Source organism: Micromonospora craniellae, from assembly GCF_014764405.1.
GTDB classification, from domain to species: Bacteria; Actinomycetota; Actinomycetes; order Mycobacteriales; family Micromonosporaceae; genus Micromonospora; species Micromonospora craniellae.
Genome location: NZ_CP061725.1, coordinates 1933750 through 1952160 on the forward strand (window position 1 = coordinate 1933750; position 18411 = coordinate 1952160).

Annotated in this window: 16 protein-coding genes; 5 read left to right on the plus strand and 11 right to left on the minus strand. The window is 72.0% G+C overall.

Annotated elements, in window-relative coordinates; all coding sequences use genetic code 11:
* Positions 1-19: 19 nt before the first annotated feature.
* Positions 20-709, plus strand: a complete 690-nt coding sequence (locus tag ID554_RS08805) for a permease prefix domain 1-containing protein (RefSeq protein ID WP_117228681.1) — start codon at positions 20-22, stop codon at positions 707-709.
* An 86-nt stretch (positions 710-795) separates the two neighbouring features.
* Here ID554_RS08805 and ID554_RS08810 read toward each other — a convergent pair whose 3' ends face one another.
* Positions 796-1137 (minus strand): PadR family transcriptional regulator, encoded by a 342-nt coding sequence (locus ID554_RS08810; protein WP_117228680.1) that lies wholly within the window; start codon positions 1135-1137, stop codon positions 796-798.
* A gap of 117 nt (positions 1138-1254) precedes the next feature.
* Here ID554_RS08810 and ID554_RS08815 point away from each other — a divergent pair, with 117 nt between their 5' ends.
* Both ID554_RS08815 and ID554_RS08820 read left to right on the plus strand, forming a co-directional pair.
* A complete protein-coding gene (locus ID554_RS08815; protein ID WP_117228679.1) occupies positions 1255-2316 on the plus strand; it encodes a DNA primase in 1062 nt (353 codons plus the stop codon).
* Positions 2317-2356: 40 nt separating this feature from the next.
* Entirely contained in the window at positions 2357-4708 is a 2352-nt protein-coding gene (locus ID554_RS08820) for a transposase (protein WP_117228678.1), read from the plus strand.
* A 258-nt stretch (positions 4709-4966) separates the two neighbouring features.
* Here the strand turns inward: ID554_RS08820 and ID554_RS08825 are convergent, their stop codons facing one another.
* The 4 genes from ID554_RS08825 to ID554_RS08840 form a co-directional block, all read right to left on the minus strand.
* Positions 4967-5560: a GTP-binding protein gene (locus ID554_RS08825; protein ID WP_117228677.1), complete on the minus strand. Its 594-nt coding sequence runs from the start codon at positions 5558-5560 to the stop codon at positions 4967-4969.
* Position 5561: 1 nt separating this feature from the next.
* Positions 5562-5939 (minus strand): DUF742 domain-containing protein, encoded by a 378-nt coding sequence (locus ID554_RS08830; protein ID WP_091416218.1) that lies wholly within the window; start codon positions 5937-5939, stop codon positions 5562-5564.
* A gap of 100 nt (positions 5940-6039) precedes the next feature.
* Positions 6040-6444, minus strand: coding sequence for a roadblock/LC7 domain-containing protein (locus tag ID554_RS08835; protein ID WP_117228676.1), 405 nt, complete (start codon positions 6442-6444; stop codon positions 6040-6042).
* On the minus strand, positions 6441-9908 hold the full coding sequence (locus tag ID554_RS08840) for a sensor histidine kinase (RefSeq protein WP_117228675.1): 3468 nt from the start codon (positions 9906-9908) through the stop codon (positions 6441-6443). Before ID554_RS08840 ends, ID554_RS08835 begins: the two co-directional genes overlap by 4 nt.
* 194 nt (positions 9909-10102) lie before the next feature.
* On the opposite strand from ID554_RS08840, the gene ID554_RS08845 reads away from it, so the two are divergent.
* On the plus strand, positions 10103-10711 hold the full coding sequence (locus ID554_RS08845) for a uridine kinase family protein (RefSeq protein ID WP_117228674.1): 609 nt from the start codon (positions 10103-10105) through the stop codon (positions 10709-10711).
* Between the two features lie 15 nt (positions 10712-10726).
* On the opposite strand, the gene ID554_RS08850 is transcribed toward ID554_RS08845, so the two are convergent.
* Entirely contained in the window at positions 10727-11806 is a 1080-nt protein-coding gene (locus ID554_RS08850) for an adenosine deaminase (RefSeq protein WP_117228673.1), read from the minus strand.
* 74 nt (positions 11807-11880) lie between these two features.
* Here ID554_RS08850 and ID554_RS08855 point away from each other — a divergent pair, with 74 nt between their 5' ends.
* Entirely contained in the window at positions 11881-12771 is an 891-nt protein-coding gene (locus ID554_RS08855) for a putative RNA methyltransferase (RefSeq protein WP_117228672.1), read from the plus strand.
* On the opposite strand, the gene ID554_RS08860 is transcribed toward ID554_RS08855, so the two are convergent.
* The 5 genes from ID554_RS08860 to ID554_RS08880 form a co-directional block, all read right to left on the minus strand.
* Positions 12768-13448, minus strand: a complete 681-nt coding sequence (locus ID554_RS08860; protein WP_117228671.1) for a DUF4272 domain-containing protein — start codon at positions 13446-13448, stop codon at positions 12768-12770. The genes ID554_RS08855 and ID554_RS08860 overlap by 4 nt on opposite strands.
* 109 nt (positions 13449-13557) lie before the next feature.
* A complete protein-coding gene (locus ID554_RS08865) occupies positions 13558-14838 on the minus strand; it encodes a thymidine phosphorylase (protein WP_117228670.1) in 1281 nt (426 codons plus the stop codon).
* Positions 14839-15031: 193 nt separating this feature from the next.
* Positions 15032-15736 (minus strand): cytidine deaminase, encoded by a 705-nt coding sequence (locus tag ID554_RS08870; protein WP_117228669.1) that lies wholly within the window; start codon positions 15734-15736, stop codon positions 15032-15034.
* 15 nt (positions 15737-15751) lie between these two features.
* A complete protein-coding gene (locus tag ID554_RS08875) occupies positions 15752-17032 on the minus strand; it encodes an ABC transporter permease (RefSeq protein WP_117228668.1) in 1281 nt (426 codons plus the stop codon).
* Positions 17033-17035: 3 nt separating this feature from the next.
* Positions 17036-18358, minus strand: coding sequence for an ABC transporter permease (locus ID554_RS08880; RefSeq protein WP_117228667.1), 1323 nt, complete (start codon positions 18356-18358; stop codon positions 17036-17038).
* Between the last annotated feature and the right edge of the window lie 53 nt (positions 18359-18411).

The following is an 18411-nucleotide window of genomic DNA, read 5'->3' on the forward strand; positions in this document are numbered from 1 at the left end:
GCCGTGACAAGGTGGGGCCATGCCGGGCGGGGATGACGTGTTGGTCGAGGAGCACCTGCGGCAACTGGCCGGCCGGTTGCACGGGCCCCGCCGGCTCCGGACCGACCTGCTGACCGAGGCGCGGCACGGGTTGCTGGACGCCGTCGAGGCGTACCGGGACGGCGGGCTGCCGGGCCGGGAGGCCAGCCGGCAGGCGGTCGCCGATTTCGGTACGCCGGACCAGCTCGCGCCCGCGTACCAGGCGGAGCTGGCGGTGGGCGCGTTGCGCGGGCTGTCGCTGCGGGTCGTCGCCTTCGCCGGTGCCGCCTCGGTTGCCGGCGATCTCACCTGGCGCGGTTCGAGCTGGAGCGAGCACGGCCCGCGACCGCCCGCCGGCTATCTACTGTTGTCACAGTCGGTGAACTGGATCTGGGCGGGCGCGCTCCTGCTCGGCTTGGCGGGGCTGGTGCTGGTGGCGGCCACCGCGCGGTCGGCGCACCCGGTGCTCACCCGGCTGGCCCGTGTGGTGGGCACCGCGTTGACCGGGGCTGCCGCGGTGGGCACGCTGGCCGGGGTGGGACTGTTCGCGTGGTCGCTGCTGATGTGGGAGGCAGCCCTCACCTGGCCCCCGATGATCATCGGAATGCTCGCCCTCGGTGCGGCGCAGGTCTGGCTGGTCCGGGCCGCCCACACCTGGCTGCGCGCGACCCGTCGGCTGGCTGACGGGTGACTCCGGCACGACGGCCACGGGGGCCGACCCGTGTGGTGGCAGTTCTCACCCGATCCCGGCCTCGGGGGTCGGGGTCAGGGGTCGGTTCAGCCGGAGGTCGCCGGCGTGCTGCCGGGGTCGAGGAATCGCCCGACCGTCGCGCTGAAATCCCGCCACCCCGACCGCTGGTCGGCTAGCGCCCGCCGGCCCGCGTCGGTCAGCTCGTAGGTGCGCCGCTCCCGCCCGTTGACGGTGCTCCAGGCGCTCGCCACGTGCCCGGCCCGCTCCAGGCGGCGCAGCGCCGGGTAGACCGATCCGGTGGGCAGGTCGAGGCTCCCGTCGCTGCGTACCCGCAACGCCTCGATAATGGCGTAGCCGTGCAGGGCGCTCCGCTCCAGCACGGCGAGCAGCAGGGCATCAAGGTGTCCGTGCAGCGCCTGCGCGTTCATAGGTAGAAACGCTACTCGTCAGGCTGTCGACGCCGCCACCGGGGTGCGGGCACCGATTACCCAGAGCAGCCCATTAGGGTATGTGCCCAGAGTCACTCACCGGCATCGAGCCGGTGAGTGGGCAGCCCGACGCACACGGAGGTCACCGTGGCCCGCCAGTCGCCTCAACGGCCGGACGCCGACGAGCCCAAGCTCGATGACACCACCGGCTCCGCCGAGCCGGACGCCACCGAGCCGGAGGCCGTCGCCGAGACGGACCCCGCCACGCGGGAGGCCGACGACGAGTCGCCGGACGCCGAGGAGGCGGACACCTCGTCGGCCCAGGCGTCCCGCGCACTCTGGGACGAGCTGCGGATCGACCCGATCGAGGTCGCTCTGCCCGCCGGCACCGGCTTCACCCTGCGGGCCTACCGCCCGGCCCGTGAGCTGACCCCCACCGACGTGGCGGAACGGGACGCCGACGATCCGTTCCTGGCCCGCCGGCAGGTCGCCGAGACCGACGAGGAGGACGACGAGGACGTCGTCATCCTCGACGAGGACGTCGCCCGTGAGTTCGCCGAGAGCGACGAGGACGAAAAGCAGGACAAGGACGAGGACTCGGGCAAGAACGCCTCGGGCAAGAACGTTTCGAAGAAGGGCGACGACACCGACGACGAGGACGCCGACGAGAAGGCTGAGGACGACGCCGGCGACGAGGAAGTGCCGGTCTTCCTGAGTCACCGGGGACGGCTGCTGCTGTTCAAGACCCCGGAATCCCTGGTCAGCTTCGTCCGTTCCGGTGCGCCCAACGATCTGTCTCAGCTGGACAGCTGGAATGAATTGTCCGAACGGGTGGAACCGGCGGACATCGCCCCGCTCGACGAGGACGTGTACGAACTCGACCTGGTGGTGGAGAACCTCCGGGGCGGGCACGACACCTGGGATCCGACGCTGCTCATCGAGGCCGGCGAAGTCGCTCGCGATCTGTCGTACGCGCTGCGCCTGCCCGCCGTGCTCGACATGCTGTCCAGCGGTTCCAGCCTCGACGACCTGGACGAGGCCCTACGTGCCTCGGCCAAGGGCGGGATCGGCGGATTCTTCGGTCGACGTAAGCTGAAGAAAATTGGGGCACAAACCGCAAGTCTCGGTTGGCGAACCATTGTCGGAAAGATCTCTGCGGTCGTGGACTGGCGCGACTGACGCGCACCAGGGAGCATCAGTCTCTGGCAGAGAATTCCCTGTGTCCCGGGAGGAGGACGACGCCGTGGCGCTCGTGCGCGTGTACTGCGGTCTGGCCTCGGCGGATCCGGCCGGCCGACCGGTCTCGGCCGGTTCGACGCTGACGTCCGCTGTGGTCGACGACGCAGGCCGTCTGCTGCATGTCTGCGAGGTGAGCGACGACCCGGCGGGTTACGCCCGGCTGGTCATGCTGCTGGTGGAGCGCTCAGGCGGGCCGAGCGGTGCGGCGATAGCCGCCGACAGCGACGACCACACCGTCACCTCACTGCTCAGCGCCGCCGGTCGTCCGCTGGCGATCGCCGACGACGACTCGGTCGACGATTTCGCCGAACGGTTCGCCGACGACGACTCGCTGGAAGAGATGCAGGCGCCACCGGCCGTACGACGCGCCGTCGGGCTGGCCCGCGCCCTCCAGGCGGGCGCCCTGTCGGCGGTGACGTTGCCGGCCCCCCGGGACCTCGCCGGCTACAAGCAGGTGCTCGCGGCGCACGCCGCACTGGCCACCGGCCGGCACTCCGCCGCGGGCGCGCTGCGCGAGGTGCTGCGTGAGCTCTACCCGGCCGCGTTGCGCGCCTATCCGGATCCGGCCGAGTCGATCCCGCTGGCGGTGTTGGACGCCCTGCCCGAGCCGGGCATGCTGACCGACGCCGCGGCTCGCGGTCGGGACGCGGCGGTCACCGCCGACGCCGTCACCGCCCAGCTCGCGGCGGAAGGCGCGGGCGACGCGGAGGCGATCGACGAGGCGGTCACCGCGCTGCGGGTCGCGATCTCCGAGACGCCGCGTCGATCCACGGTCAACCGGGCCCTCACCTCCGCCGCAGCCGAGACGATCCGGCAGGCCGTCGCCTCGGTCCGGGCCTGCGACGCCGGCTGCGAGGCGCTGGTCGGTGCCCTGCACGCCCGCACCGGGGCCCCCGCGCCGACCGCCGGCCGCCGGGCCGCTGCTCGGCGCGGCGAGCCCGTGGGCGAGCTGGCACCCACCGCCGTCGCACCCGCTCCCACCACCGGTCTCCGCCCGGTCCGACCCACCGGCCCTGAGCCGGCCGGCGGTGGCCGCCGAAGCCGGCCGGAGCCGCAGCCCGGCAACGGCCCCGCGGCACCCCGTCCGCTCGGCCCGCCTCCCGTGGCCCCGGCACCGGTCGCGCCGCCGCCCGTCGCGCCCATGCCGATGGCCCCGGCCGCGATGGCGGGCCCGCCCGTCTCCGCGCCACCGACGCACACCGAGCCCGCCCCGTCCCGGATCGACGGCCCCACCAACCGTCCGATCTCGACACCACCGCCGCCGCCCGGCATCACCCCCATCGCGCCCTCGCAGCGCGGCACGGTCCCACCCGCCGAGGCCGGCGAGCCGTTCCGGCCGACGCTCACCACCGCGGCGATCGCCAGCGCGCGGGCCGAGCGGCAGCGCACGATCATCCCGCCCCGCCCGAAGACCACCGGCGAACCGCCGACCGGTGGATTCAGCGCCACCGACCTCAGCGTTCCGGTGCCGACGCCCCGGCCTGGTCCGGAGCCGGCGGCTCCCCCGGGGTCGCGGGCCAACTGGCCGCTGGTGAACAACCCGGAGAACCCGGCGGACACCTCGCCGCTCAACCCGGTGGTCGGCTCCTACGACGACCGGAACCGACACCAGGCTCCGGAGCCGCCCGTCGACCCTGCTGCCGAGCGTCGGGTGACCCCGCCGTGGCTCGCCGACGACCTGCCTCCGGAGCCGCCGGTGCTGCGGCTGGTCGAGCCGCCGCCGCTGGCCGACCGTGCCCTGCGCAACTCCGCCGAGCCGGCCCAGGAGAACCCGCCGCTGCGGCTGGTCGACCGGGGTGCCCCGGCACGTGGCGACCGGCCGGTGGAGCGGCTGGACCTCACCCCGCAGGTGCGCCGGGCGGAACCGCCGGTGGAGCACCGGCCGCCACCGGTCCCCGACGAGGGCGACGGCGACCTGCTGATCTTCGCCCAGGCCAGGTCCGCCTGGTTCGTCGGGCACGGCGAGAGCGCCGACCTGGAGTGGTCCAGCCTGGCCGACACCGGGTGGGAGGCCGCCGAACAGGCCGCCCGGCCGGCCGTCGGTGCCGAGACCGGGGCGGGGCTGCCCAAGCGGGTGCCCCAGGCCAACCTCGTGCCCGGCTCACCGCTGCGCGAGGAGCGTCCGCTGCGCATCGTCCGGGACGCGGCCAGCCTGGCGGAGAACACCACCGGCTACTTCCGCGGCTGGCGTCGCGGGCAGGAGATCGGCGGTTTCGCGGTCGGTGGCCGACCGGGCCGGGAGTCCGCCGGTGGCTGGGACTTCACTCGGGACACCGGTGAGCGCGACGACGACCGGGAGTACGAGTACCGCTCCGCCGGCTACCGGTCCTGACCCCTGCCGCATCCCGCTCACGCGGCCACACTCAACGACCAGACGCCCGACCCGGGTCGGCAGACCGCCGCACCCGGGTCGGTGTGAAAGAATGCGCGCCCTGCGTACCCGACAGAGACCGCGATGCCGGTCATCGGGGTGGCCGTACCTCGCCGGAAGCGGTGCCGCCGGGGCACGCGTGTCCGCGACCAGCCGGGCTACGAACAGCATTGCGCGCCCGGTGTCGACCAAGGCGACACCGGGCGCGACAGCCGATCGTCAGGCGGGAGCGACGGCCCGGGTACGACGCATCGTGAGCACGTACTCGACCAGCGAGATCAGCACGTGCTTCGTCGACTCGCGGTTCCGGGCGTCACAGGCCACCACCGGCACGTCGCTGGAGATCGCGAGCGCCTCCCGGACGTCCTGCGGATCGTGGTACTGCATGCCGTCGAAGCAGTTGATGGCCACCAGGTACGGCAGCCGCCGGTGCTCGAAGAAGTCGATCGCCGCGAAGCAGTCCGCCAAGCGGCGGGTGTCGACGAGCACGACCGCGCCGATCGCGCCCCGGACCAGTTCATCCCACATGAACCAGAAACGGGTCTGACCCGGCGTACCGAACAGGTACAGGATCAGGTCACGATCGATCGAGATACGACCGAAGTCCATGGCCACCGTGGTCGTCGTCTTACCCGGCACCTGCCGGGTGTCGTCGACGCCGACACCGGCGGACGTCATGATGGCCTCGGTGGTCAGCGGCGTGATCTCCGAGACCGAGCCGACGAGCGTCGTCTTGCCGACGCCGAATCCACCGGCGATAACGATCTTCGCCGACGTCACGCGCCCGCTCGGGGTCGGCGGACGGTGCGACATGTCAGAGCCTGCGAAGTCCACTCAGCACCCTCTCCAGCAATTCAGTGCCCACCGCGTCGTCCGAGTCGTCCAGGATGGTCGGCTCGTGGACCGCGACCAGGCCGTCCGTCGCCATGTCGGCGATGAGCACCCGGGCCACGCCGAGCGGAAGCTGCATCCGCGCCGCGATCTCGGCGAGCGACTGCACGCGTCCGTCACACAGCGCGGCGATGTACTGGTGCTCACGGCCTTGCCCACCATTGCCAGTGGCAACGGCACGACCGCGCACCGTGGTCTCGACGAGCGCCTCCAAGGCGATGTCGAGCCGGGGCCGGGTACGACCGCGGGTCACGGCGTATGGACGGACCAAAGCACCGGTCGGCTCGTCACGATCGGCCATGTCGCCGCTCACCTCCTTCGTACCCGGCACCGGCTCGCGCCGGTGCTACTCCTCGTATGTAGTGTTCGCGCCCTGCCCGCCCCACCGGCTGGCGCGACGATCAGCCCATCATCCCGACAGCGGTACGTGGCACCGGGGTGAGCGCGTCACCCACTCGGTCGACCAGCAGGGCCATCTCGTATCCGACCTGCCCGACGTCGCTGGCGCGCGCGGCGAGGACCGCGAACGACGAACCGTCGGAGATCGACATCAGGAACAGGAAGCCATTGTCCATCTCGACCACGGTCTGCAACACGGCCCCTCCCTCGAAACACCGGGCGGCGCCCTGGGTCAGGCTGACCAGGCCGGAGGCGATCGCCGCCAGCTGGTCTGCCCGGTCCCGCGGAAGGTCTCGTGACGACGCCAGGAGCAGGCCGTCCGCGGAGACGGCGACCGCGTGCGCGACACCGGGTACCCGATCGGCGAAGTTGGCCAGCAGCCAACCGAGATCCTGCGTACTAGTCATCCTTCTTGCTCCTTCTGCCCGCTCCCGGCCACCGGGCCTGAGCCAGACTGCGAGGACTGCTGCCCGCCCAGAGTTTCCTCCGGGCCGGTCGGGTTGCTGTCCGACGGGTGGTTACGTCCCCGCTGGACACCCCGGTGGTAGGCGGAGAGCAGACCGCGCACCGACTCGGGGTTGCGTCGCTGCACCGCAGCCGCCGGCTTCTCCACCGCACCCGGCACGAGCTGGGCCATCGGCGTACGCTTCGGCAGCCCGGTCTGGGTGGTCGCGGCGGCGGCCGGCGCCTGGCTGGCCGCGCTGGCGGCCCGCCAACCGTCGTCGGCTGCGGTCTGCCACACACTATCCTGCGGTGCGGGCCGGTACGAGGGCCTGTTCTCGCCGCCGGGACGGGACCCACCGCTCGCGCCGTTCCCGCCGGACGCGCCTGCGGCCGTCGGAGTGTCTGCCATCGGTGCGTTACCTGTCGTCGCGGTCGGGGTCTGCGGTGCGGGCCGACCCGTGGTGTCGATCGCGGTGATCTGCTGGGTCGTGGCACCGTTGGCCGCTACGGGCTGGCGTGCACCGGCCGACTCCTCCGGCCCCGGACGCCGGGTGCGGAACCACGCGGATTCCAGCTCCCGGAAGATCGGCAGCTCCATCGTCTCGTCCGCGTACCGCTGCCGGTTCTGGGCCTGCTGCGGCGCGGGCGTGGTCGGCTGGGGCTGCGGTGCCGAGGCAGGCCAGGCGGACGGCGTCTGCTGCGGCGCCTGACGCGATACTCGGGGCAGCTCGGTGGTCATGTCCAGCGCGGCGGCCAGCCGCTCGGGCACTGCCGGGGCAGCGGACTCCCCGGCCACCGGCGGCCAGGCCGGCGGTGCCGAGGGCTGCTGGTACCCGGTGCCGGGCGAGACGGGCCGCTGCGGCAATCCGCCGGGCGAACCCGAGAACGGCGAACCGGAGACCGGGGCGCCGGAAACCGGCGGTGCGGAGTACGGCGTACCCGAGACGGGCGGTGACGAGACCGGCGGCACCGGCGGGGCGGAGACCGCGGGCGGCGTGTAGGGGGCCGCCTCCGGGCTGCTCGGGAGCTGGCGCGGGATGTTCGGCTGGTGCCCCGGACCGGTCGGCTCGTCGGTGTGGCGGCGCTGCGGCAGCGGGTCGTGCGGCGACTCGTTGGACGTGCGCGGCGCGAAGTTGTTGCCGCCGGGGACGCCGCTGGCACCGGTCAGGTCCGACCAGGCGGGCAGGTTACCCGCGCCGGCCATGCTGCCCGGCGTACCGGCACCGTTGCGGCTGGCCGGGTCGAAGGGCCGACCGCCCAGGGTCACCTGGTTGCCGGAGCCACCGGAACGCGGGGCGGGGGCGGCCGGCATGGCCGGGGCGTTGCCGTTGCCCATCGGAGGCAGACCGCCGAACGCGGGAGCCGGGCCGGACGGCGGGGCGGCGGGAGGCAGCGCGGCGGGCTGCTGCCCACGGCCGGACAGCGCACGCGGCACGAGTACGTTCGGCGGCAGCGTGACGTCGGCGACAGTGCCCCGGTCGTTGCCAGGGCGCAGCTCCACCCGGACGTCGTGCCGGGACGCCAACCGGGCGACCACGACCAGGCCCATCATCCGGGAGACCGCGACGTCCACCTGGGGCGGCGTGGCGAGGCGCTCGTTGAGGTCGGTCAGCTGCTCCGCGCTGATGCCGATGCCCCGGTCCTCGACGTACAGCGTGGCGCGGTCACCGACCCGGCGGGCCTCCACCAGCACCTGGGAGTCCGGCGGCGAGAACGCGGTGGCGTTGTCGAACAGCTCGGCGACCAGGTGGACCAGGTCGTTGACGGCGTGCGCGGAGACCTCGATGTCCCGGTCGATAACGCCGAACTCGATCCGGGTGTAGTGCTCGACCTCGGACTGGGCGGCCCGGAGCACGTCGATCAGCGCGGCCGGCTCCCGCTGCACACGAGTGGAGTCGGCACCGGCGAGGACCAGGAGGTTCTCGTCGTTGCGGCGCATCCGGGTGGCCAGGTGGTCGAGCTGGAACAGCTCGGCCAGCCGGTCCGGGTCCTCCTCGCCGCGCTCCAACCGGTCGAGGTGACCGATCAGCCGGTCGACCAGGATCTGGGAACGGCGGGCCAGGTTGACGAACATGGTGGCGACGGACGCCCGCAGGGCGGCCTGTTCGGCGGCGGTCCGGACCGCCTCCAGGTGGACGGCGTTGAACGCCTCGGTCACCTGCCCGAACTCGTCCCTGCTGCGGACCGGCAGTGGCTCGGCGATCTGGTTGGCCAACTGCATCGGCGAGAGCTGGCCGGTGACCTGCGGGTCGCGCAGCCGGGCCACCGCCTGAGGCAGTCCGTACTGGGCGATGGAGAGCGCGCCCTGACGAAGTTCCCGCAGCGAGCGGGCCATCGACCGCGCCACCAGGAACGCCAGGAAGATGGCGAACAACAGCGTGGTCAGCAGCAGGCCGGTCTCCAGGAACACCTGCCGCTGCACGTCCGAGCGGAGGTTGGCGGCCTGGGTGGAGACGTCCGAGTCGAACTTGGACTCGACCGACCGGATCAGTGCGCCGTTGGCGACCAGCGCCGCGTCCCACTCCTGCGGGGTGAAGGAGATGCCGGCGAGGTCTGTGGAGGTGTCGGCGTTGACCTGACTGATGTAGATCGTCGCCTGCCGCCGGTCACCGCCACCAATGGTCTGGGCGTGGAACTCCGCCTCGGCCTCGGTGGCGACCGCGTTGAAGCTCTGCTGCGCCTGCTGCTGGCCGGTCTCGCTGGCGATGTAGTCCGTCCGCAGGGTCGAGGTCATCTGGCCCGCGATCAGGGCGCGGTGCACGACCACCCGACGGATGGAGAGCCACTCCTTCTCCCGCGCCACGGCGGCGGAGGCTCGCATCTGGTCGCTCAGGTCGTTGTCACCGGCGAGCTGACTGGCCGAGTCCCGCACGGAGATCAGTTGGTTGATCAACTCGTCGTAGGACTGGAGCGTATCGGTGATCTTGAACCTGCCGTTGATCACCTGGCTCCGCGCGCCCGGCAGGTCACCGAGGCGCTCGTCGATCTGCGTCAACAACTCCTGGAGGCTGGGCGGCAGGTCGGTCAGCTCGGACCGCTGCGACGAGTACGGCACCGCAGCCCGGTCGACCCGGCCGGAGACCTCGCCGTAGAGCGCAGATGCGTTCTTCTTCTCCTCCGACTCGGCCTGCTCGGCCGGCGTCGGATTCACCCCCAGAAGCAGAACGGCAGCGGTCCGCTCGTCCTGCAGACCGTCCACCAACTCACCGGAGTGCCCGATGAGTTCGGCGAGGTCGCCGGCCCGGTTGGCGTCGCTGAGCGAATCCAGGTGGTCGACCAGACCGCTGGTGCCCACGACGACCGTGGCGATGGTCGGCACGATCATGATGAGACCGAGCTTGGACCAGATCGGCATGTCGCGAAGCCGACCGACCGGTCGACCCATACGCGACAGGAAGGAGCCTGCCGTCTTCGGTCGTTTGCTCACGTCACCGCCCTCGTGATTGCAGCGTCCGCGCTGCCCTGAGGACAACGCCCAGCAGCCGACCCGGCGGGTCGGACCATCCGAGATTCCATCACGCCTCCCCGGAAAGAGAAAGCCCAGGCTGGCCGCAGCCAAAGGTGTGATGAGATGTTGACGCAATTTGATCGCGGTCCGTCTGTTCGGAGTCACTGAATGTAATGGAACCCCGCACCGAGTCGTCCTACCTCGCCGGCCCCTCCGGCTCCGGAAAGTCGTACGTAGCACGACAAACCGGTCTGCCGGTGCTCTGTTTGGACGATTTCTACAAGAATGGCGATGACCCATCGCTACCACGCCGGGACGGCCAGATCAACTGGGAGTCACCCGCTTCCTGGGACGCCGAAACGGCCGTGGAGGTCATAACCCGACTGGCGCGACACGGTCGGGCGGATGTCCCCGTGTACGCCATCAATGAGGATCGACGGGTGACCACTCGGCCATTCGAGCTGGCTGATTCGCCACTTTTCGTGGCCGAAGGGATCTTCGCTGCCGAGATCGTCGAAGAATGCCGAGTTCGGGGCCTACTCGCCGGGGCGTACGCGTTGCGTCGGCCGCGCGGGGCGACCTTCCTCCGTCGGCTTGCTCGCGACCTCGCCGAGCAGCGCAAGGGCCCCCACGTGCTGCTGCGCCGGGGCGTGACGCTGCTCCGGGCCGAGCCGGCGGTGCTGCGCCGCCAGACCGGGCTCGGCGCGGAGGCCGCCCGCGCCCGGGAGATCCTGCGGCAGGTCGCCGGCCTGCACCGCCCCGGCCACCCACCGACCCGGTGAACCGGTGCCGGGCACTCAGGCCAGCAGCTTGGCGTACGCCGGCTTGATCACCTCGTCGATGATCCGGAGCCGCTCGTCGAACGGGATGAAGGAACTCTTCATCGCGTTGATGGTGAACCACTGCACCTCGCGCCAGCCGTAGTCGAACGCCTCGCAGAGCAGCGCCATCTCACGGGACACCGAGGTGCCGCTCATCAGCCGGTTGTCGGTGTTCACCGTGACCCGGAACCGCAGGTCACGCAGCAGCCCGATGGGGTGCTCGGCGATCGACGCGGCGGCACCGGTCTGCACGTTGGACGACGGGCAGAGCTCCAACGGGATCCGCTTGTCCCGCACGTACGCGGCCAGCCGGCCGAGCACCGGCTCAGCCCCGACGGTGATGTCGTCCACGATGCGTACGCCGTGGCCCAGCCGGTCGGCCCCGCACCACTGGATCGCCTGCCAGATGGAGGGCAGCCCGAACGCCTCACCGGCGTGGATCGTGAAGTGGAAGTTCTCCCGTTGCAGGTACTCGAAGGCGTCCAGGTGCCGGGTGGGCGGGAAACCCGCCTCGGCGCCGGCGATGTCGAACCCCACCACCCCGTGGTCGCGATGCCGGACCGCCAGCTCCGCGATCTCCTGCGAGCGCGCCGCGTGCCGCATCGCGGTGAGCAGCGTGCCGACCCGGATCGGCGTGCCGGCCTCGGCGGCGAGCGCGCTGCCCTCGACGAACCCGGCCAGCACCGCCTCGACCACCTCGTCCAGGCTCAGGTTGCTTTCCAGGTGCTGCTCCGGGGCGAAGCGCACCTCCGCGTAGACCACCCCGTCGGAGGCCAGGTCCAGCGCGCACTCCCGGGCCACCCGCCGCAGCGCCGGTGCGGTCTGCATCACGGCGACGGTGTGCGCGAAGGTCTCCAGGTAGCGCTCCAGCGAACCCGAGTCGGCCGACGCCACGAACCAGCGTCCCAGCTCCGCCGGGTCGGTGGTGGGCAGCTCGTGACCGACCTCGGCGGCCAGCTCGACGATCGTCGCGGGCCGCAGACCGCCGTCCAGGTGATCGTGCAGCAACGCCTTCGGCGCCTTGACGATGTCCTCGTACCCGATGTTCGCGGCCATGACCAGACCCTAGTCCGCAGCGGGCCGCTGGGTACGCTCGGGAGCGTGGATCTGGCCTGCGACCTGGTGCGGTGATGGATCGTCGCGTCGTCGAGCGGCTGCGCTGCCCGGTCTGTGGAGAGCCACTGGGCGAGGTGGCCGCCGGTGCGCTACGGTGCCCGCGCCGGCACAGCTTCGACATCGCCCGGCAGGGCTACGTCAACCTGCTCGCCGGCCGTGCCCCGCACGGCGGGGACACCACGGAGATGGTCGCCGCACGGTCGGACTTCCTCTCCGCCGGTCACTACGACCTGATCTCCGCCGCCCTCGCCGACGCCGGCACCCGCGTCACCGAGGAGGCCGCCGCCCCGCACTTAGGTTCCCCGACCGGCGCCGCCGGGGCGTACCCGTTGGTGGTGGATGCGGGCGCGGGCACCGGCCGGCACCTCGCGGCGGTGCTGGCGGCCGTGCCGGCGGCGATCGGTCTCGCCCTGGACGTCTCCAAGCCGGCGCTGCGCCGGGCCGCCCGGGCGCACCCCCGGATCACCGCGGCGGTCGCCGACACCTGGCAGCGCCTGCCGCTGGCGGACGCCTCGACGGCGCTGCTGCTGAACGTCTTCGCGCCCCGCAACGGCGCCGAGTTCCACCGGGTCCTCGCACCGACCGGGCGGCTGCTGGTGGTGACGCCGGTCGTCGACCACCTCACCGAGTTGGTCGACACGCTCGGCCTGCTCCGGGTCGACCCGGCCAAGGCGGACCGGGTCGCCACCGGCCTCGGCGGGCACTTCGTCGAAGAGTCGCACACCGAGCACCGGCAGGAGCTGAGCCTGGCCGGGCCGGAGGTGACCACGCTCGTCGGCATGGGTCCGAGCGCCTGGCACACCGCCCCGGACGGGCTGGCCGCCCGGATCACCGCCCTCGGCGAGCCGGTCCGGGCGACCGTCGCGGTCCGTCTCGGCGTGTACCGCCCGCGTCCCAGGTCCTAGGTGGAGAGGTCGACCTCTTCCCAGCCGGGCGGCTCGTCGTGGTACGGCCCGCGCAGCATCACCGCCCACTCCAGGGCCCAGCGACGCTGGCCGATGGCGTTGGCGTCCACCAGCCCCGGCAACAACCGCCCGGCCCGGCTCACCTCCAGGTACGCCCAGTCCAGGCAGTAGTGCAGGTCGAGCAGGGCGGCGGCGTCGGCCGGATGCTGCGGTGCGGTCAGGATGCGGGCCTGCCAGCGCCGGAAGGTCTCCCCCTCGACGATGTTCGGCAGGCGCGCCACCAGCCGCTCGTCCACCGGCAGCGTGGGGTCGAGCTGTTTGGTCAGGCCGAGTACCCAGGTCAGGGCGAACAGCGCGTCGTGATGCAGCACGAACGAGCGGTGGTCGCCCTTGGCGCCGGTGACGAACTGGAACTCCGGCGGGGTGACCATCTCCAGCAGGTGCGACGCCAGCAACCAGCTCATCGCCGCCTGCGGCGGCATGCCGAAGCAGCGCGCCTGGATCAGGTGCAGCACGGCGATCCGCGCCTCGACCTCCGGGGTCGGCCGCAACTCGATCTCGTCACCGGGCTCCCACACGAGCGGGAACTGCGGCGGCGGCAGTGGCAGTCGCAGCCGGGACAGCTCCTCCAGGCTCGCTTCACGCACCTCGCGGGGGTCGGGAGCAGGCACGATCACGGCAACATCCCTGTCTGGTCATGATGTCTCGGGCGCCGAGTAGTCCCCCCTGGCCTGCGAGGATAGCGGCCGGACCGGCCCGGCACCATGGGGCTCGACCAGGGCGGACTCACTCCACCCGTTCGATCACCAGCGGAACGGGTGCCGGCGCCCTCGCCGCGAGGGTCACCGCCCGGGCCGCTTCCGCCAGCGCCGCCGGAATCCTCTCCGTACTCTCGGACCGCAGCTCGTAGAGGGGGTCACCGGCCCGGACCGGGTCACCGGGCCGCTTGTGCAACACCACACCGGCGGGCACGCTGACCGGGTCCTCCTTGCGGGCCCGGCCGGCACCGAGCCGCCACGCGGCCACCCCCATGGCGTACGCGTCGACGGCCGCGACGTAGCCGTCCGTCTCGGCGCGTACCACCTCGACCTCGGCCGCCGTGGGCATCGGCGCGTCGGGGTCACCGCCCTGCGCGCGGATCATCGACCGCCACACGTCCATCGCCCGTCCGTCGCGTAGCGCGGCGGCGGGATCGGCGTCGGGCAGCCCGGCGGCATCGAGCATCTCCCGGGCCAGCGCCAGCGTCAGTTCTACCACGTCGGGCGGACCACCGCCGGCCAGCACCTCGACCGACTCCGTGACCTCGACCCCGTTGCCGATGGCCAGGCCGAGCGGCGTCGACATGTCGGTGAGCAGGGCGACCGTGCGTACGCCGTGCGCGCCGCCCAGCTCCACCATGGTCCGGGCCAGCTCGCGGGCGTCGTCGACCGACTTCATGAACGCGCCGGAGCCGACCTTCACGTCGAGAACCAGCGCGCCGGTGCCCTCGGCGATCTTCTTGCTCATGATCGAGCTGGCGATCAGCGGGATCGCCTCGACCGTGCCGGTGACGTCGCGCAACGCGTACAGCTTGCGGTCGGCCGGGGCCAGCCCCGACCCGGCGGCGCAGATCACCGCCCCGAGATCGCGCAGTTGGGCGGTGAACTCGTCGTTGCTCAGCGCGGCCCGCCAGCCCGGGATCGACTCCAACTTGTCCAGCGTGCCGCCGGTGTGGCCGAGGCCGCGCCCGGAGAGCTGCGGCACCGCCGCGCCGCAGGCGGCCACCAGCGGGGTGAGCGGCAGGGTGATCTTGTCACCGACGCCGCCGGTCGAGTGCTTGTCCACCGTCGGCCGGGACACCGACGACAGGTCCAGCCGCTCGCCGCTGGCGATCATCGCCGCCGTCCACCGGGCGATCTCCGGCCCCGTCATCCCGTTCAGCAGGATCGCCATGGCCAGCGCCGACATCTGCTCGTCGGCCACCGCCCCCCGGGTGTACGCGTCCACCACCCAGTCGATCTGCGCGTCGGAGAGCACTCCCCCGTCCCGCTTCACCCGAATCACATCAACCGCAGCAAACACACTCATCTTCGAGTCCCCTCCCTCCACATGTCACCACCGCGCACCCACACCGCGGTCGCCCCCGCCGATCCCACTCACCCCGTCGTCCCGCAGCACACGCACAAGCCGTACGCCCGTCGGGCCGGGGGCCGACCGTGCCCGGCGCAGGGATCAAGCCTGACCGCCCGGAGCCGGGCACGGTCGGCCCCCGGCCCCAAGCTCAACCACCCCAGCGAACCGGAATCTCCGCCGGCGGCTCACCCTCACCGGCCCAGAAGATCGTGCCCGACGCGTCCACCACCACGACCCGGGGCGTACGCGCCAACCCCCAGGTGATCGCCTCCGCCGAGTCGTCCCAGCTCGGCCCCTCCTCCAGCACCCCGGTCTCGGCGCCCGCGTCGTCGCCGGCCGACCGTTCCCAGTAGGCCGTCCAGATCTGCTGGCCGGCGGAGAGGTCGGGGTGCACGAAGACGGTGCCGCGTCCCCGCCAGGCGGCCAGCCGGTCGGGGACCACCGGCACCGGCCGTTCCCGGGTCACCGCGTCGAGGTCGGCCACGTCGAAGGCGTGCGGCAGCAGTTCGGCCATCCGCAGCGGGCCGCCCCTGGCCTCGATCAGGCAGTCCGGCCCGCCCTGTTCCCAGAGCAGTTGCCGGCAGCGCCCGCACGGCATCAGCGGCTCGCCGGTGGCGTCGACACAGGACAGCGCGACGATCCGGCCGCCGCCGGTGGCGTGCAGCGAGGAGACCACGCCGCACTCGGCGCAGAGCACCACGCCGTACGCGGCGTTCTCCACGTTGCAGCCGACCACGACCCGGCCGTCGTCGACGAGTGCCGCCGCGCCCACCGGGAACTTCGAGTACGGCACGTACGCGTGCCGCATGACCTCGGTGGCGGCGGCGCGCAACCGCGCCCAGTCGATCTCCATGCTGCGCTCCCTGGATCAGCCCTTGATGTACGGCTTGCCGTCGGCGGCGGGTGCCCGGACCCGGCCGACCAGCCCGGCCACCGCCAGGATCGTCGCCAGGTACGGCAGCATGGCCAGGAACTGGCCGGGGATGATGCTGTTGATCGCGCCCAGGTAGGTGGCCAACTGGTCGGCGAAGCCGAAGAAGAGCGCGGCGAGCAGCGCTCCCGTCGGGCTCCATCGACCGAAGATCAACGCGGCCAGGGCGATGAAGCCCTTGCCACCGATCATGTTCTTGGTGAACGAGTAGAGCGCCAGCGTGTACGACGCGCCGCCGATGCCGGCGACCACTCCGGCCAGCAGCACGTTGCGGTAGCGCACCCGCAACACCTTTACGCCCAGGGTGTCCGCCGCCGTCGGGTGCTCGCCGACCGAGCGGGTCCGCAGGCCCCACCGGGTACGGAACAGCGCGATGTGGATCACGAGCACCAGCAGCAGGGCCAGGTAGAGGAAGATGTTGGCCCGGAACAGCGCCGGCCCGAGGACCGGGATGTCGGAGAGCAGCGGGATCTCCCAGTTGCTGAACCGGGGAGCGCTGTTGTAGCGCTCCGCCTCGGTCTGCATCAGCCGCTCGTAGAGGAAGCCGGTGATGCCGACCGCGAGCAGGTTCAGCACGATGCCCATGACCACCTGGTCGACCAGGTAGCGGATGCAGAACACGGCGAGCAGCAGGGAGATGAACGCTCCGCCCATCGCGGCGGCGACCAGACCCACCCAGACGCTGCCGCTGATGCTGCCGAACAGCGCGCCGCTGAACGCGCCCATCAGCAACTGCCCCTCGATGGCCACGTTGACCACGCCGGAGCGTTCACAGAGCACACCGGCCAGCGCACCGAAGATCAGCGGTAGGGCGAGCAGGAACGTGCCGCGCACGATGTTGACCAGCGGCATGAAGTTCTGCCCGGTCGGTGCGGCGGAGACCTGCCAGCAGAGGAAGGAGAGCACGAAGCCGACCAGACCGACGGCGAGCACCGGGACGAACCAGCGTTTCGGCAGGCCGGCCAGCATCGCCGCCCCGGCAGCCAGCGCAATCAGTCCGAACAGGATCGCGCCGACCGTCCCGTGGATCTCCAGCGCGGCCCCGGCGGAGTCCTCGCTGAGCGTGAAGCGGGCCTGCTCACCGGTGGCGAGCGCGCCGAACAGCACGGTCGCCAGCAGGCCGAGCGCCAGCAGCACCAGGCCCACCCTGCGGGTACGGGTCCAGAAGCCCTCGTCGACCTGCGCGACCGCGACGTCGGGGACTGCCATGGTGGACATGCCTCACCAGCCCTTCGCGAGGCTCGTCTGCAACCGGGCGGCCCGAGCCGCCCGGAGCTGGAAGATCGCCTTCACCAGGGCCGGCGCGGCGATGAAGATGACGATCAACGCCTGGAGCACGGTGACCAGTTCCAGCGAGATCCCCGAGTACGACTGCATCCGGTTGCCGCCGGCCTGCAACGCGCCGAACAGCAGCGCGGCCAGCGCCACTCCCCACGGTTTCACCCGGCCGAGCAGGGCGACCAGGATGCCGTCGAAGCCGATCTGCGCGACCACCAGCGGGGTCAGCGCGGCGGCGGTGGTGCCCAGCACCATCTGCGAGCCGCCCAACCCGGCCAGCGCCCCGGCGAAAACCATGATCAGCACGTACGTCCGGGTGATGCTGATGCCGGCGGTGCGGGCGGCGTCCGGGTTGGCGCCCACCGCGCGCAGCTCGAAGCCGAGCGTGGAGCGGTTGAGCAGCCAGGCGACCGCCAGGGTGGCCAGCACGGCGAGGACGATCCCGGCGTGCGCCCGCAGCCCGTCCCCGAACAGGCGCGGCAGTTGGGCGGAGGCGTCCACCGGCCGGCTGATCGCGTCGGTACGGTTCGGGTCCTGCACGCCGTTCTGCACGATCAGCCAGGTCAGGAAGTAGACCGCGATGTAGTTGAGCATGATCGTGTTGATCACCTCGTGCGCACCGGTCCGCGCCTTGAGGATGCCGGGGATGAAACCCCAGATCGCGCCGCCGACCGCACCGGCCAGGACCGCGACCAGCAGGTGCAGTCCGGGCGGCAGCGGGAGCAGGAAGCCGGCCAGCGCGGCCAGGATCACGCCCATGGTGGCCTGCCCCTGGGCGCCGATGTTGAACAGGCCGCCCCGGAAGGCCAGCGCCACCGACAGGCCGGTGAAGACCAGCGGCGCGGTGTAGGTGAGCGTCTCCGAGATCGGGCTCAGCGCCGCGTTGACCGTGGTGGCGGCCGGGTCGAAGACGCTGCCCTTGAGCAGGTTCGCGTACGCCTCGCTGACCAGCGTCCAGCTCGCGTTGATCGCGTCCGACGGGCGGGCCGTGATGTAGGAGTAGGTGGCCAGCACGTCCGGATCGGAGATGATCATCAGGACGGCGCCGACCATCATCGCCAGCACCAGCGACAGCAGGGTCACCGTGAACGTGTTGGCGGCCCACAGGTTCTCCAGGAACAGCCGGCCCAGGGTGGGGCGTTCCTGCGGGGATTCGGCGGTGGTGGCCGTCTCGGCGCGCTCGGTGTTGCCGATCGCCGTCCGGTTGGCCTGTTCCTCGCTCGCCGGTTCCTTGTCCGGCGAACCTGGCTGGGAAGAAGTGGTCATGCCGGCACTCCGCTTCGCTCCGTGCCGACACAGGGCGCACTGAGCCTGATGAT

What these genes read in the sequence shown, in the direction of transcription:
- ID554_RS08805 (WP_117228681.1), top strand. Translation starts at nt 20, where the DNA reads ATGCCGGGCGGGGATGACGTGTTGGTCGAGGAGCACCTGCGGCAACTG.
- ID554_RS08810 (WP_117228680.1), bottom strand. Translation starts at nt 1,137, where the DNA reads ATGAACGCGCAGGCGCTGCACGGACACCTTGATGCCCTGCTGCTCGCC.
- ID554_RS08825 (WP_117228677.1), bottom strand. Translation starts at nt 5,560, where the DNA reads ATGTCGCACCGTCCGCCGACCCCGAGCGGGCGCGTGACGTCGGCGAAG.
- ID554_RS08830 (WP_091416218.1), bottom strand. Translation starts at nt 5,939, where the DNA reads ATGGCCGATCGTGACGAGCCGACCGGTGCTTTGGTCCGTCCATACGCC.
- ID554_RS08835 (WP_117228676.1), bottom strand. Translation starts at nt 6,444, where the DNA reads ATGACTAGTACGCAGGATCTCGGTTGGCTGCTGGCCAACTTCGCCGAT.
- ID554_RS08845 (WP_117228674.1), top strand. Translation starts at nt 10,103, where the DNA reads ATGGAACCCCGCACCGAGTCGTCCTACCTCGCCGGCCCCTCCGGCTCC.
- ID554_RS08850 (WP_117228673.1), bottom strand. Translation starts at nt 11,806, where the DNA reads ATGGCCGCGAACATCGGGTACGAGGACATCGTCAAGGCGCCGAAGGCG.
- ID554_RS08855 (WP_117228672.1), top strand. Translation starts at nt 11,881, where the DNA reads ATGGATCGTCGCGTCGTCGAGCGGCTGCGCTGCCCGGTCTGTGGAGAG.
- ID554_RS08865 (WP_117228670.1), bottom strand. Translation starts at nt 14,838, where the DNA reads ATGAGTGTGTTTGCTGCGGTTGATGTGATTCGGGTGAAGCGGGACGGG.
- ID554_RS08870 (WP_117228669.1), bottom strand. Translation starts at nt 15,736, where the DNA reads ATGGAGATCGACTGGGCGCGGTTGCGCGCCGCCGCCACCGAGGTCATG.
- ID554_RS08875 (WP_117228668.1), bottom strand. Translation starts at nt 17,032, where the DNA reads ATGTCCACCATGGCAGTCCCCGACGTCGCGGTCGCGCAGGTCGACGAG.
- ID554_RS08880 (WP_117228667.1), bottom strand. Translation starts at nt 18,358, where the DNA reads ATGACCACTTCTTCCCAGCCAGGTTCGCCGGACAAGGAACCGGCGAGC.